A 14,360-nucleotide genomic window follows, 5' to 3' on the forward strand; every position below is an offset into this window, starting at 1 on the left:
AAGATCCTAGTCGGCCGCCGGAGCCGTGACCGATGCCTCCTGGAAGATCAGTGGAGCAGCCGGACACGCCCGGGAGGAGACAGGCTCCGACTCCGTTGTGCAGGACGTCCGAACGGCGGCTCAACGGGCCTTGCAGACCGGGACGTTCAGCCCTGCTGCCACAGACCTTCGGCATCCGGCGCCGCCTGGCTCACGAGAAGAGAGTGATGGGCGTCAGGCAACGCCCCCGCCTCTCCCCGAAGGGATCGCCATCATGGCCGTGCACGAACACCCTCACCGGAGCCCCGGCTTCCACCTGCCGTCCTTCCGCAGGAACCGCACCGCCTCCGAGCCCACCGTGTCGGTGGACACCGACACCCACACCGCGCGGGCCTACGCCCTCGCCTCCCTGCGTCTGCTCACCGGGTTCGTCTTCCTGTGGGCGTTCCTCGACAAGACCTTCGGCCTCGGCTACGCCACCCAGTCCGGCAAGGGCTGGATCGACGGCGGCTCGCCGACGAAGGGCTTCCTCGGTTCCGTCGCCGCCGGGCCGATGGAGTCCACCTTCCACTCCTGGGCCGGCGACACCTGGGCGGACTGGCTGTTCATGCTCGGCCTGCTAGGCATCGGCCTGGCGCTGATCGCGGGCGTCGCGCTGCGCATCGCCGCCGTCGCGGGCACCGCGATGATGGCGCTGATGTGGATCGCCGAGTGGCCACCCGCCAAGCACCTGTCGGACGGCTCACCGAGCATGTCCCCCAACCCGTTCGTCGACTACCACCTCATCTACGCCATCGTCCTGATCGCCCTGGCCGCCGTCGCCGCGGGCAACACCCTCGGCGCGGGCCGGCTCTGGGCCAGGCTGCCCATCGTCCGCGACCACGGCTGGCTGCGCTGAGCGGCTGAACACCGGTGGCGCGGCGGGCTCCCCCGGGAGCCTGCCGCGCCGGCGCATGTCCGGGTCCCTGTGGTGGAAACCCCGCGGGGTGTCATGCTTCGCGCGGCGTGTCCGGGACGACGACGACAGGGCAGTGCGCATAGTGCAGTACGCCCTGACTCACCGAGCCCAGCACCATGCCGGCGAAGCCTCCGTGACCACGGCTCCCCACCACAAGTCCCAGCGCATGGGTGGACTGCTCGGTCAGCACCTGCACGGGATGACCGACGACCAGCTCGTGGTGCAGCTCCACCTCCGGATACCGCTCCTTACGCCCTGCCACGATCTCGGAAAGCACCCTCCGGTGCTCCTGCTGCTCCGCCTGCTCGTCGAAGACGCGGAGCGGACCCGGCTGCCACACGTACAGGGCCCGCAGCGCGGCGCCGTGCAGGGCCGCCTCCTCGAAGGCGAAGTCGACCGCGGCGGTGGAACGCGCGCTGCCGTCGACGCCCACCACGAAGTACGCGGGCTGCTGGGTGATGTGCTCCGGCTCCGGCACGACGACCACGGGACAGTGGGCGTGGGCCACGACCGGCAGGGCCACCGAGGCCCCGCCGAACACCTCCTTCGCGCGGGTCAGATGCCGCGACCCGAGCACGACGGCCGTGGCTTCGCGGCTCTGCTCCTGCAGGATCCAGGCCGGGTCCCCCTCGGCCAGCAGCCAGTCCACCTCGAGCCGTGGCTGCCGGGCCTCCACGAAGGTCACCGCGGCCTTGAGCGCCCGTTCGCCCGCCTCGTGCAGCGACTCGTTCCATTCCTCCCAGGACGGCGGGGGCTCCCGCCTCCGGTAGCCCCTGGTCGGCACGCCCTCGGCGTGCACCAGACGCAGGGGCACGTGGCGCCGTGCGGCCTCGTCGGCCGCCCAGGCCAGCACCATCCGCTTGGCGGGCTCGGGGTCCACACCCACCACGATCGGTCGGCGATCACTCGGTCGGGACATCGTCGTCTCCAGCGTGGGGTTCTTCCGGTGCTTTCATGAAAGTCCCGATGGCCCGGAGCCTCCAGTCGGGGGCGCCGCGGGCCCGCTCGCCGCGCTTCACGGTGCGAGCGAGAAGTAGTTCTCCTCCTCCTGCGTGAAGTGCAGCCGCAGCACGGTGTGCAGCCCGTAGAGGCAGGCGCGCAGGTCGTCGAGTTGCTCGGGGGCCACGCCCGTGTCGGCGTCGGCGAGCGCGAGGTGGGTGGCGATGCGCCGGGCGAGCCGCTCGATCTCGACGTGGGCACGGCTCATGGTGGCGGTCGTCTCGGGCCCGCCGAGCGCGGAGGCCAGCGCCGGGTAGAGCTGGTGCTCCTCGGCGTACTCGTGCGGCAGCAGCCGCTCGGTGAGCAACCGGTGGGCCTCGGTCACGGCCGCCAGGGACTTCGGGCCGCTGTCGTCGGCGAGCCGGTCGGCGGCGGCGCGCACCGCTTCCAGGACCTCCTGCAGATCGTCGTGCTCGGCGGCGAAGCGGTGGATGAGTGCCTCCGTGGCAGGTTCGAGGGCCGGCCCCGCCGCCTGGCCGATCTTCAGGGCGCGCAGCGCGTTGAGGATGACCGCGACGTCGATGGCCTCCTGGAGCAGCGCTCCGGCGGCCGGCGGCAGCAGCCCGGCAGCGGCGGCGCCCATGGCCGCCAGCGACATGAGCATCCCGCCGAGCGCGCTCTGCACCGCGATCCGCCGGGCCCGTACGGCGATCGCCACGGCGTCGGCCAGGCGGTCCACCCGGTCCGTGGTCAGGACGACGTCGGCGGCCTCGGAGGACGCGGTGGAACCGCGCGCCCCCATCGCCACGCCGACGTGCGCCGCCGCCAGCGCCGGAGCGTCGTTGACCCCGTCGCCGACCATCACGGTGACTGCCCGCTCACCCTCCGCCCGTACGGCCGCCACCTTGTCCGCGGGGGCGAGGTCGGCGCACACGTCGTCGAGACCGAGCACGGCGGCGACCTCCCGTGCGGGTTCGGGCCGGTCACCGGTGAGCATCACGAGCCGCTCGATGCCCGCCGCGCGCAGCCGGCGCAGCGTGCGTGGAGCGTCGTGGCGGAGCGGATCGCGCAGCAGGACCGCGCCGACGGGCCGGTCGTCGACGGTGAGCCACGCGGCGGCAGCCCCGTCCAGCAGGGCCCGGTTGCGGGTCGCACGGACCCACGCGTCCCGATCCGCACCGGGATCGAGCCGGCCGACCGCCATCCGCTGCCCCTCCACCGTCGCCCGGGCGCCGCGGCCCGGCTCCTCGGACACATCGGTGGCCACGGACGGTTCCAGCCCGCGCTCACGCGCCGCGTCGACGATCGCGTGAGCGAGCACATGAGGCGAGTACTGGTCGACCGATGCGGCCAGACGCAGTACCTCCGCCGGCTTCCAGCCGGGTGCGCCGGTCACGTCGAGCACGTGCGGGCGGCCCCGGGTGAGCGTGCCGGTCTTGTCCAGGAGGAGCGTGCGCGCCCGGCCTAGGTTCTCCAGCGCGCCACCGTCGCGGACCACCACACCGAGCCGGGAGGCCCGGGACAGCCCGGAGACGACCGCCACCGGCGCCGCGAGCAGCAGGGGACAGGGCGTGGCGACGACCAGCACCGCCACCGCCCGCACGGCAGAGCCGCTGATCAGCCAGGTGAGCCCGGCCACCGCAAGGGTGAGCGGCAGGAACCAGGCCGCGTATCGGTCGGCCAGCCGGACGACCGGCGCGGACTCGGCGCCCGCCTGCCGGGCCAGTCGTACGATCTCGGCGTACGTGCTGTCCTGCTCGGTGGCCGTGGCCCGCAGCTCGAACGCGCCTCCGGCGTTGACGACACCACTGCGGACGCTCTGGCCGTGCCCGTACTCGACAGGCGCCGACTCACCGGTGAGGACCGACTCGTCGAGTACGGCCGGGCCCTCGACCACGTGTCCGTCGACAGGGACCACCTCGCCGGGGCCGACGACGAGCTGGTCCCCGACGGCGATCTCGGCGAGCGGCACCGTACGCACCTCGGTGCCGGTGCGCCGCCGGGCGGTGCGGGGCGCGTGCTCCAGGAGCGCCCGCAGATCATGGGAGGCCCGGCGCTGGGCCGCCGCTTCGAGGGTGCGCCCGGTGGCGAGCATCAGCGCGATCAGCGCTCCGGCGAGGTACTCGCGCACGGCCAAAGTGCCGCCCAGCGCCAGGACCGCGATCAGGTCCACCCCGGCGTGCCCGTGGCGCAACGCGGTCAGCACCCAGCCGACGGCGGGTCCGATCGCCGCGAGTGTGCCCAACGCCCAGCACAGATCGGCCAGGTCGCCGGCGCCGGCCAGCCACAGAACGCCGCCGGCCGCGAGCGCCGCGCTCGTGACGATCAGGAGAACCGGTTCGATTTTCAGCGACATGGCATCGCCCTCCCGTCATATCCAGCGTCGCCCGGGGCGGCCTGCACGGCGAGGGCCGGAGGGCACGCACTCATTGCCCCGTCCGGCCCTGTGTGCCGATGGGAGAAGGTGCCCGCTCCTCGACGTACTCGGGGCCCTCGGCCGCCTGGGCGGCCGAGCCGGACCAGGGCCGGTCGGTCCCTGGCGACGGGACTGTCGGCCCGGGCAGGGACGAGCCGCGCGAGCGACCATGGGAGGGACCTGTAATCAGGGAAGAAGGCTGATGGTCGGGAAAGAAGGCTGATGGTCATGGCCCGAGCTTCATGGACGACGACAGGGGTGTTCGCCGGGCGGGGAGGTGCTCGTACCGATGAGGCCGGAATCGTGTCCGGTGACCTGACCCTCCACACCGCCTGGGACGGCAGGCAGGCCCATGTGACGATCCAGTACAGCGGCACCTCCACGTGGTTCACCCTTGCCGGAAGTCCGGTGCCCTGCTCGTCCTCGCAGGACAGTCGGCAGCTGCACCAGGCGGCGGTGGAAGCCGTTCGGGCCGGCGGTGGCGCGACCGTTCCCGGGTACGACGTGTTCAGGGGGAGCGTCTGAGACGCAGGGGCGGCGGATCGCCAGGCCCTGGCGATCCGCCGCCCCTGCGCGGTGGTCATGGCGCGGGTTCTTGTTCCTTCGTGCCGTCGGGTTCGTCGCCGCCCATGTCGAGCCGGAACGGCGGATACACGTCGGTGAGCAACGCCGCGTAGGCGGCCACGCGCAGCACCCAGCGGTTGAGCCCGGTCAGGAGATCGAAGATGCCTGCAGGGTAGCGGCCCGTCACCGCGAGTGCGACCCCGGCGAACAGGGCGAGCAGCCCGATGAGTCCGCCCGCCGCCCAGGGAATGCGGACGCCGCCGAGGAGGAACGCGAGGATCAGATAGTGCGGAAGGGCCAGCAGCCACCACTTCACCAGGACGAGACCGCGTGAGAGGTGTTCGGGGTACGGCAGGTCCCAGCGCGCCGGGTAGTCGGGGACATCGGCGAGCGTGAAGGGCGGGTAGCGGTCGGTGCCCAGTGCGCCGTACGCGTAGTAGGTCACCCGCCAGTTCCAGCGCAGCACGCCGGTGTTGAACTCGAACAGCGGGCGTGGGTAGCGGCCGGTGAACAGGATCGCGAAGAACGCCACCGCGCTCACGCAGATGAATGCGATCCACAGGAGGACGAGGATGATGTAGTGGGGGAGGGCCAGCAGCCACTTGACCAGCCACAGCCAGCGCGACAAGGGGGTGTCGAGCCGCGCTGTCAGCCGGGCGGGGTGAACGGTGGACATGGTGATCACTTCCGGAATGCCGTGTGACCGACTTGGTCTTCAGCTTCCGGCCCCGACCGTCGAGCGGGTATGGGCTGAGCGGGCACGGCAGGCGGCCGAGCGGCACTTCGCAGACGTTCACGTCGTCGCGCTGCCCGCCGGTCGCGGTGCGGGAATTGCCGCGTGGACGCGCGCGATGAGCGGTGGGAGGAACAGTGAACTCACCGTTGCCCCGGTCGCGGCGGACAGGGCGATGGTCCAGGCGATGGGGCCGAGCGGTGTGCAGCCGAAGAACTGGCTGAGGACCGGGGTCTGGACGACGGCCGCCAACGCGGCCAGGGAGCCGACGGAGGCGATGACGATCGCCGGGCTGCGGCCCCCGACCAGGAGGGTCTGACCGAGCTGCGCACCGACGAGCGCGACCAGAGCGACGGTGCGGGCACGGGCGGGGCGGCCGGTGAAGCGGGCGGCGAGCCAGCCGGCCGTGGCGCCCAGGGCGGTGGCCACGGCGCGGTTCACCGTCTCGTCGGTCAACGCGGTGCCGAGCGAGACCTCGGGTCCCTCGTGAAGCATGCGTTCCGTGGCCTCGGGCCGCGGTGGGCGCAGGGCGACGGCCATGGCCGGGGCGAGGTCGGTGAACAGGTTGACGAGCAGGAGCTGACGGGCCGTCAAGGGGGAGGTGCCGGTGGCGGCAGCACCGAGCAGGGTGAAGGCGATCTCGCCGAGATTGCCGCCGACCAGGATCGCCAGCGCCTTGCGTACGGAGGCCCACATCGCGCGGCCCTCCACGAGCGCGTCGAGCACCGACTCCAGCCGGTCGTCCGTGACGACGAGGTCCGCCGCCGCGCGCGCGGCCGGCGTGGCCCGCGTACCGAACGCGATCCCGATGTCGGCGAGCCGGATGGCGGGCGCGTCGTTGGCGCCGTCGCCGGTCATCGCGACGGTGCGGCCCAGGCGTTGGAACGCCTGAACCACACGCACCTTGTGCACGGGGGTGCCGCGGGCGACGACGCCGACGTCGGGCAGCAGCCTGTCGAGGGCGCGGTCGTCCATGTCGTCGAGTTCGGCTCCTGTCACCACCCGTCTGCCGTCCACGACGCCCAGCTCGCGCGCCATCGACTCGGCGGTGCTCGGATGGTCCCCGGTGATCATCACGATGTGCACCCCCGCCTGTGCCAGTCGGCGCACCGCGTCGCCTGCGGCGCCGCGCACCCGGTCGGCGAACGCGAGGAAGCCGAGGAAGTCGAGGCCGTCCACCGCCTCGTCGGTGAGCTTGCCGCCCGGCGCGTCCCGCAGTTCGGCGACCGCGAGGATCCGGTGGCCCTTGGCCGCGAGCCGCTCGCCCGCCGTGAGGATGGCCTTCCTGCCCTTGCGGTCCAGTCGTCGGCCGTCGCGGGTGGCGCAGCGCTCCACGACCTCCTCCGGAGCCCCCTTCACCGACAGGATCCGGCGCTCGCCGCAGCGGCCTCGCGTGGCGTGGAAACCACGACTGGGTTCGAACGGCAGGCTGGAGGTGCGCCGCCAGCCCGCCGCGGCCGTGGTCCGGCTCACTGCCGCCTCCTGAGCACCTTCGGTGACCGCGCCGTCGGTGGCGTGCTCCAGTTCTCCACCGTTGTGCGGGCGTGGCGTTGCCCGCAGCGCCGCGGCGAGGACGGCACGCTGTTCGTCCTCCAGCTTCTCGAGAGGACGGCTGTGGCCGTCGGCGGCGACGGCGACGAGGGAGATCCGCCCCTGGGTGAGGGTCCCCGTCTTGTCGAAGCACAGCACGTCGGTGCGGCCCGCCGCCTCGATGGTGCGCGGGTGCCTGAGCAGGGCACCGCGCGCGGAAAGCCTTCTGGCGGAGGCGAGTTGGGCGGCCGAGACCAAAAACGGCAGTCCTTCGGGGACGCTGGCCACGGCCAGTCCAACGCCCGCCCCGACCGTGTCCCGGATGGGGCGCCCGCGCAGCATGCCCGCCGCCACCACGGCGGCCGCGGAACCGAGGGCCACCGGCAGTGTGGTGTGGGTGATCTGGGCCAGCCTGCGCTCGACGCCGGCGGAGGGCGGCGCCCCTCGCCCGCCGGCTGCGGCGCGGCCCGCCTCGGTGGCCGTGCCGGTGGCGACGACGACGGCACGGCCGCGGCCGGCCGCCACGGTGGTGCCCTCGTAGACCATGGACGTACGGTCCCCCAGGTGCGAGGCCAGCACGGGCTCCACACCCTTGGCCACCGGCAGCGACTCGCCGGTCAGCGCGGATTCGTCGACCTCCAGATGGTGCGCCTCCAGCAGCCGGCCGTCCGCGGGCACCACGTCACCGGGGTTCAGACTCACCACGTCGCCCACGGCCAACTCCTCGGCGGCGGCGACGGTTTCCTCCCCGTCCCGCACCACGTTGGCCATGACGGCCGACTCGCGCCGCAGTTGGGCGACCGCACGGTCCGTCCGGTACCGCTGGAACCCGCCGAGGAACCCGGACACGGCGGTCACCGCCACGATGACCACGGCGTCGAGGACGGCGCCCACCGACGCCGACATGGCCGCCCCGGCACCGAGGACGGGTGTGAGGGGGTTCGCCATCTCGGAGATACAGGCCCGGCCGAGCGACGTCGCGGGCGCCGGCTCACCCGTGGTCGTGGCGTGCGCCCGTGCCTTCTCGTCCGCGGGGCCGCCTTCGCCGCCGCCGGTCCTGGCGAGCACGGTGGACGGATCCATGGTGTGCCACGGCTGCCGCGACGAGGGCTGTGGTGTGGGGCGCCGCAGCAGCCGTACGGCGGCCCAGACACCGGCGGCGGTGCCGAGTCCGGCCGCCGCGTTGAACACCGTGACGCCCCGAGCGGCCGGCCGCCGTGCCCGCCCCGCCAGCACCGCCGTCTCGCCGACCACGGCTGCGGCTTCGGCGAGCCGCACGCCCCGGCGTGCCGTCTCGCGCGCGGTGCGGCAGGCCTCCACGATCACCACGGCCGCCCCGGGATCGCCGTCCAGGTACAGGTCCGCGCCCCAGGGCGGCCTGTCCTGCGGGTCGGCCACGCCCATGCCGACATCGGCGGCCTGGAGCGCGCGCCGGTGGTGCGACAGCAGCAGCACGCCCTCGCCGTCGCGCTGCAGGGCCCGTACGGCATCGGGCAGCCGAACGCCCGCCTCACTGACGGCGTCGGCCTCCCGCACGGACGCCTGCGCGGTGTACGCACCGGCGGTCACGACCCTGAGCCCGGCCGCATGTGCGGCCGGGACGATGGCGCTCGCGGCTTGGTGCATCTCGGGCAGCACGCTGATCACGGCGAGCAGGCTCTGCCCGCGCGCCAGGCCCAGCACGAACCGCGCACCGTCCCGCCGCAGACCCTCCCGGGCCCGCTTGCCCGACCGCCCCTGCAACGTCAGATGCTCGACCGGCCCCAGGCTCCACTCCCCGTCCCGCCGCACGTGCTGCGGGGCGGAACCGTCGAAGAGCCGGTGCGCCGTGGCAGCGAGTTCACCCGCGGACGCGTCCTCGTCGAGGGCCACCAGATCGGCAAGCCGATGGAACCCGGTGGCCAGCGCGTCCGTGTCGAGCAACAGGACCCCGATCCGATCCAGCCTGCGCAGCGCCTCCGGATCGGCCACGACCATTCCCCGGCGGGCCAGACCCCGGCCGAGAACGCAGGCGAAACCTTCGCGGGCGAGGACCGGTGCCTTCGGGACCGCCGCCAGCGCCGCGCCGGCGGCCCGCCCGGGATTTCGGGTGAACAGCAGCGATCCGGCGAAGGACGCCACGCCCACGACGGGTGCCTGGTCGGCGTAGTGCTCGATCGGACCGGGCTTCAGCGGCGTCTCCCGGGCAAGCGGCACGGGCGGCGCGCCATGGGCTCCCGCGGCGGCGCTGCCCGCGAGACGCGGCTCGGCCGCGGCCCAGGCGTTCGCCTCCGCGTCGGCCTCGATCGTGTGCAGGACGTGCCGGACGGTGTCCACGACCACCCCGGCGAGACCGCCCGAGCCGGCCTGCCCCAATGCGGTGAGCGAGGCCAGAAGCATGCCGGCGTTCTCGGTGCCGACCGCGTCCTCCACGACATGCCTCAGGCGCGGGTGGGCGTCGACGATCGGAGCGAGCGCGGCGATGCCCGAGGGGATGGGGGTCCGCCGCGTCAGACCGGCCATCACTGCCAAGGGCGCGGCGGCCACATGCAGGGCCGTCGCCGAGGTTGACCTGCGGACCGCCCCACCCGACATCGGGTGCTCGGGCAGCGGGTGCGCGACGCCGTGCGCCTCCTCCACCGCCTCGACCGCCTCGATCAGGGCGTCCGTGATCACCTCGATCTCGGACGAGCCGTCGGTGCCGACCACGGCGTGACCGAGCACGGTGTTCACCACGGCCCAGTCCACCGAGGGCACGGCGGCCAGGCGCCGCTCGACCTCCTTGGCCAGCTTCGTCGCCGCCCCCTCGGGCAGATCGCCGGGGCGCAGACCCCGTACGGCCACGTGCGCGCGGTTGCCGAAGAACCGTACGCGTACCCGGGCCTCGGTCCGCAGCACACCGGCAGCGGACGACACCACAGTCCTCAGCAGTCCGCATCCCGGAAGTGCCACGGCGCATCACCAGCTCCCTGCGGCCCGGCACCCTCCCCGCGTGCGCGGGTGGCTCGGCAAACCCCCGTTCTCCATCGCAACGCCTTGACCGCGCACCCGCCACCGGAGGCGCGCGACAATTGAAGAGGCACAACCACACCGACTCCGAGAAAGGAGGAGGGGGATGGCCAAGACGGCAACGGAGACCACGCGACAGCAGCAACCCCAGGCGCACGACGGTGCCGGTCTGCACCTGCACATGCGCACACTGCATCCCCCCGTGCCTGTTCCGTACATCACCAAAGAGGAGATGACGAGCACGGCCCACGCGGCCACGGCACGACTGCCCAGCGCGCCACCCACCAGGGATCTCCTGTACTACGGAGGCCTCGGAGCACTGACCGTGGCAGGGGCTCTGGAATGGCCGGTCGCCCTGGCTGTCGGCGGAGCCACCTGGCTGCTGCGCAGCGGGCGGAAGGAAAAGCAGAGCTCAGGCGCCAAGCGCTAGCCCATAACCCGATGGCGCGCGGTGGCGTGAGCGACGCTGCCGGGCGCCCGGCGCCTACGCGGCAGCCGCTACGACGTTCATGCGCAGTGAGCGTGAGCAAGCGGCCCACAGCTCCCACACGAGACGCATGATGATCGCCTCGGCGAGCGCCATGGCGACCTTCGCTGCCATGGCTACAAGGAATTCGCCCATGTCGGCTGACTTTCTGTCCTCGGATACGGATGTCCGAAAACAGACAATGCAGCCTTTTCCTCCGCCGTGGGTGCCTCGCAGGTGTACGTAGGGCGTCACCTGACTGAACAGACGGGGTGGTGTGGTCATGCTTTGTGGGCGTGTACCGCGGTGACGACCGCAGTGGCGTGCTGCCCGGTTGTCTGGCACACCGGGCAGAGCTCGTGACGGCCGTCCAGAGTTACTACCGTTCCCCAGCCCCAGCACTCCTTGCAGTCCCTCGACAGCATCGGATCAGCACGTGGGGCGGGATCGAATGCCTGGCTGGCCCCGTGATCCATGTAGGGCTCCTTATGATGGCTCGCCGACCTCACATCCTCGGGTTCCCCCACCGGCGGCAAAAATCACCCCGCCGGAGACGAAGGAGATGAACAGGCACATCTTCCGGAGTCACACGCATCGCTCGGGCGTGTTGGACGACCGGCCCGGGGCAGTCGGAGACGATGGGCGTCCACGGACATGGAGTGCGGGAGGCAGGCGGGAGAGGCAGGGGTCGTATGCCTGAGGCGTTTGCGGGGCCGGATGACGACGTACGGCGGCTGATTCCGCGGACGGACGCCCTCCTGCGCGATCCACGGCTGGTGGAGGCGGCCCGTCTGCTCGGGGCGTCGGTCGTCAAGGCGGCGGTCCGGGAGGCGCAGGAACGCGCACGGACCGGCCGTGTCGCGCCGGAAAACGTGGCCGACGAGGCGGACGCCCTGCTCCCGGACACGGCCGGTGGACTGCGTGCGGTGATCAACGCGACCGGGGTGCTGCTGCACACCAACCTCGGCCGAGCGCCACTGTCGGCCGCGGCCCGGCGTGCGGTGGCCGAGGCCGCCGGGCCCACCGACGTGGAGCTGGACCTGCGTACCGGCGTACGGGCCCGCCGTGGGCGTACGGCACTGGGTGCGCTGCACGAGCGGGTGCCGTCCGCGGGAGCCGTGCACGTCGTCAACAACGGCGCCGCCGCGCTGGTGCTGGCCGCCACGGCGCTCGCCGCGGGCCGGGAGATCGTCGTGAGCCGCGGCGAGATGGTGGAGATCGGGGACGGCTTCCGGCTCCCGGACCTGCTGGTTTCCACCGGGGCCCGACTGCGCGAGGTCGGCACCACCAACCGCACGAGGGCCGACGACTACGCCGCCGCGATCGGTCCGGACACCGGCTTCGTGCTGAAGGTCCACCCCTCCAACTTCCGCATCACCGGCTTCACCCGCGCCGCCGACGTACCCGAACTGGCCGGACTCGGCGTCCCGGTGGTCGTCGACATCGGCTCCGGGCTGCTCGCCCCGCATCCCCTGCTGCCCGAGGAGCCGGACGCCGAGACGCAGCTGCGGGCCGGTGCCTCCCTCGTCACCGCGAGCGGCGACAAACTGCTCGGCGGACCGCAGTGCGGACTCCTGCTGGGCCAGGAAGACATCGTGCGCACCCTGTCCCGGCACCCGCTGGCCCGCGCCGTACGCGTCGACAAGCTGACCCTGGCCGCCCTGGAGGCCACGCTCACCGGGCCGCCGACCCCGACCGACGACGCGCTCACCGCCGCCCCCGCCGCTCTCCGGGCCCGCGCCGAACGGCTCGCCTCGGCCCTGCGCCCGTACGGCATCGACGTACGGGCCGTCGAGAGCGACGCGACGGTCGGCGGGGGCGGCGCGCCCGGAGTGACACTGCCCAGCGCCGCACTGTCCCTGCCGGAGCGGTTCGCGGCCGCGCTGCGCACCGGACGCGTCCCGGTCGTCGGCCGTCTGGAGTCGGGCCGATGTCTGCTGGATCTGCGGGCGGTGCCCGCGGAGGAGGACGAACGGCTGGCCGAGGCCGTAAGGGCGGCGGCGGGAAGCTAGGAGGCAGACGTCATGCGGGTGCTGGCCACCGCCGGACACGTCGACCACGGGAAGTCCGCCCTCGTCAGGGCGCTGACCGGCATGGAACCCGACCGCTTCGAGGAGGAGCGGCGCCGCGGACTGACGCTCGACCTCGGCTTCGTATGGACGCGGCTCGGCCCCGCCGACGAGTACCTCGCCTTCGTCGATGTGCCAGGACACGAGAGGTTCGTGCCGACCATGCTCGCTGGGGTCGGTCCCGTCCCGGCGGTGCTCTTCGTCGTCGCCGCCGACCAGGGCTGGCAGCCGCAGTCCGAGGAACACCTGGCGATCCTGGACGCGCTCGGCGTGCGGCACGCCGTCCTCGCCGTGACCCGCAGCGACCTGGCCGATCCGGACCCCGTCCTGGCCGACGCGGTCGCGCGCACGGTCGGCACCTCGCTCGGCGCCGTACCGGCCGTCGCGGTCAGTTCGGTGACCGGAGCGGGGCTCGACGGCCTGCGCACCGAGCTGTCCCGGCTGGCGGCCGTGCTGCCGGACCCGCCCGCCGACGCGGACGTACGGCTGTGGCTGGACCGGGCCTTCACGGTGCGCGGCCACGGCACGGTGGTGACCGGCACGCTCGGATCCGGCACCCTGCGCGTCGGGGACCGGCTGGTGACGGGCGACGGGACGGCCGCGCTGCGGGTGCGCGGGCTGCAGTCCCTGCACGAGGATCGCTCCGAGGTCAGCGGGGTGGCGCGCGTGGCGGTCAACGTCCACGGGCCCGCCGCCGGTGATCTGCGGCGCGGGGACGTGCTGTTGGCGCCGGAACGCTGGCTGCTCACCGATCTCGTCGACGTCCGGGTCGTCGGGCAGCCCGTTGCCGACCTGCCCCGGACCGTCACCCTGCACATCGGCACCGCCGCCGTCCCGGTGACCGTCCGCCCCCTGGGCGAGGACACCGCCCGGCTGACCGCGAGCCGGGAGCTGCCGCTGCGCGTCGGCGACCGTGCGGTGCTGCGCGAACCGGGAGGCCGGCGCGCGCCCTGCGGCGTGACCGTGCTGGATGTCCGCCCGCCGCGGCTGCGCCGACGGGGCGCGGCACGGGCCAGAGCGGCCGAGCTGGCCACCATGACGGGCCAGCCGGACGCCACGGCCGAGCTGCGGCGCCGCAGGCTGGTCACGCGCTCGGCACTGCTCGCGATGGGCGTACCGTCCGCGGCCGCGCCCATGGCAGGGGACTGGCTCGCCGACCCCGCCCACTGGGCCGAGCTGGGCGAGCGCCTGGTCACCGAGGTGGAACGGCACGCGAAGGAACACGCCCTGGACCCCGGGCTCTCCCTGGAGGCCGCCCGTCATCTGCTCGGCCTGCCCGACCGGTCGCTGGTGGACGCCCTCGCGGCGGGGGCCTGCGTGCTCACGTGCCGGCAAGGGCGGCTGTACGGCCCCGAAGACCTCCGGCAGCCCCTTCCGCAGGAAGTACAGGCGGGTGTCGACGCCGTACGCCGGGATCTGGCGAAGGCACCGTTCCACGCGCCGGAGGCCGGCCGCCTCGCCGAACTCGGCCTCACCCGTAAGGCGGTGGCCGCGGCCGTGGCGGCGGGCGCGCTGCTCCGGGTGGCCGACGGGATCGTGCTGCTGCCGGGCGCGGACGCGCGGGCCGCGGCCGTCCTCGCGCGACTGCCGCAGCCGTTCACCGCGAGCGAGGCCCGGCAGGCGCTGGACACCACACGCCGGGTGGCCGTGCCGCTGCTGGAGCACCTGGACGCCCAGGGCTACACGGAGCGCGTGGACGACCGGCGTCGGCGCTGCCG

At 73.5% G+C, this 14,360-nt stretch carries 8 protein-coding genes and 1 pseudogene; 5 read left to right on the top strand and 4 right to left on the bottom strand.

Going from position 1 to position 14,360, the window contains the following annotated elements:
* The first annotated feature begins 253 nt into the window (after window positions 1-253).
* Window positions 254-877: a DoxX family membrane protein gene (locus tag N8I87_RS38440; protein ID WP_263215507.1), complete on the top strand. Its 624-nt coding sequence runs from the start codon at window positions 254-256 to the stop codon at window positions 875-877.
* Window positions 878-968: 91 nt separating this feature from the next.
* Here N8I87_RS38440 and N8I87_RS38445 read toward each other — a convergent pair whose 3' ends face one another.
* Both N8I87_RS38445 and N8I87_RS38450 read right to left on the bottom strand, forming a co-directional pair.
* Window positions 969-1,856 (bottom strand): universal stress protein, encoded by an 888-nt coding sequence (locus tag N8I87_RS38445; protein ID WP_263215508.1) that lies wholly within the window; start codon window positions 1,854-1,856, stop codon window positions 969-971.
* Between the two features lie 96 nt (window positions 1,857-1,952).
* Window positions 1,953-4,232, bottom strand: coding sequence for a heavy metal translocating P-type ATPase (locus N8I87_RS38450; protein ID WP_263215509.1), 2,280 nt, complete (start codon window positions 4,230-4,232; stop codon window positions 1,953-1,955).
* Window positions 4,233-4,520: 288 nt separating this feature from the next.
* Between N8I87_RS38450 and N8I87_RS38455 the strand changes: the two genes are divergently transcribed.
* Complete coding sequence (locus N8I87_RS38455) at window positions 4,521-4,817, top strand: hypothetical protein (RefSeq protein ID WP_263215510.1); 297 nt, start codon at window positions 4,521-4,523, stop codon at window positions 4,815-4,817.
* Between the two features lie 55 nt (window positions 4,818-4,872).
* Here the strand turns inward: N8I87_RS38455 and N8I87_RS38460 are convergent, their stop codons facing one another.
* Both N8I87_RS38460 and N8I87_RS38465 read right to left on the bottom strand, forming a co-directional pair.
* Window positions 4,873-5,532 (bottom strand): DUF4389 domain-containing protein, encoded by a 660-nt coding sequence (locus tag N8I87_RS38460; protein WP_263215511.1) that lies wholly within the window; start codon window positions 5,530-5,532, stop codon window positions 4,873-4,875.
* A gap of 117 nt (window positions 5,533-5,649) precedes the next feature.
* Window positions 5,650-10,050, bottom strand: coding sequence for a cation-translocating P-type ATPase (locus N8I87_RS38465; RefSeq protein WP_263215512.1), 4,401 nt, complete (start codon window positions 10,048-10,050; stop codon window positions 5,650-5,652).
* A 163-nt stretch (window positions 10,051-10,213) separates the two neighbouring features.
* Here N8I87_RS38465 and N8I87_RS38470 point away from each other — a divergent pair, with 163 nt between their 5' ends.
* From N8I87_RS38470 to N8I87_RS38480, 3 genes and pseudogenes are all read left to right on the top strand, one after another.
* On the top strand, window positions 10,214-10,537 hold the full coding sequence (locus N8I87_RS38470) for a hypothetical protein (RefSeq protein ID WP_263215514.1): 324 nt from the start codon (window positions 10,214-10,216) through the stop codon (window positions 10,535-10,537).
* Window positions 10,538-11,265: 728 nt separating this feature from the next.
* Window positions 11,266-12,585 carry an L-seryl-tRNA(Sec) selenium transferase gene (gene selA, locus N8I87_RS38475; RefSeq protein WP_263215516.1) on the top strand — a complete coding sequence of 440 codons (1,320 nt, stop codon included), beginning with the start codon at window positions 11,266-11,268 and terminating at the stop codon, window positions 12,583-12,585.
* Window positions 12,586-12,597: 12 nt separating this feature from the next.
* Window positions 12,598-14,340: pseudogene (locus tag N8I87_RS38480) on the top strand (SelB domain-containing protein); the annotation flags it as partial.
* Between the last annotated feature and the right edge of the window lie 20 nt (window positions 14,341-14,360).

It is taken from the genome of Streptomyces sp. HUAS 15-9 (genome assembly GCF_025642155.1).
Classification (GTDB): Bacteria; Actinomycetota; Actinomycetes; order Streptomycetales; family Streptomycetaceae; genus Streptomyces.

What these genes read in the sequence shown, in the direction of transcription:
- selA (WP_263215516.1), top strand. Translation starts at nt 11,266, where the DNA reads ATGCCTGAGGCGTTTGCGGGGCCGGATGACGACGTACGGCGGCTGATT.
- N8I87_RS38455 (WP_263215510.1), top strand. Translation starts at nt 4,521, where the DNA reads ATGGCCCGAGCTTCATGGACGACGACAGGGGTGTTCGCCGGGCGGGGA.
- N8I87_RS38470 (WP_263215514.1), top strand. Translation starts at nt 10,214, where the DNA reads ATGGCCAAGACGGCAACGGAGACCACGCGACAGCAGCAACCCCAGGCG.
- N8I87_RS38450 (WP_263215509.1), bottom strand. Translation starts at nt 4,232, where the DNA reads ATGTCGCTGAAAATCGAACCGGTTCTCCTGATCGTCACGAGCGCGGCG.
- N8I87_RS38460 (WP_263215511.1), bottom strand. Translation starts at nt 5,532, where the DNA reads ATGTCCACCGTTCACCCCGCCCGGCTGACAGCGCGGCTCGACACCCCC.
- N8I87_RS38445 (WP_263215508.1), bottom strand. Translation starts at nt 1,856, where the DNA reads ATGTCCCGACCGAGTGATCGCCGACCGATCGTGGTGGGTGTGGACCCC.
- N8I87_RS38440 (WP_263215507.1), top strand. Translation starts at nt 254, where the DNA reads ATGGCCGTGCACGAACACCCTCACCGGAGCCCCGGCTTCCACCTGCCG.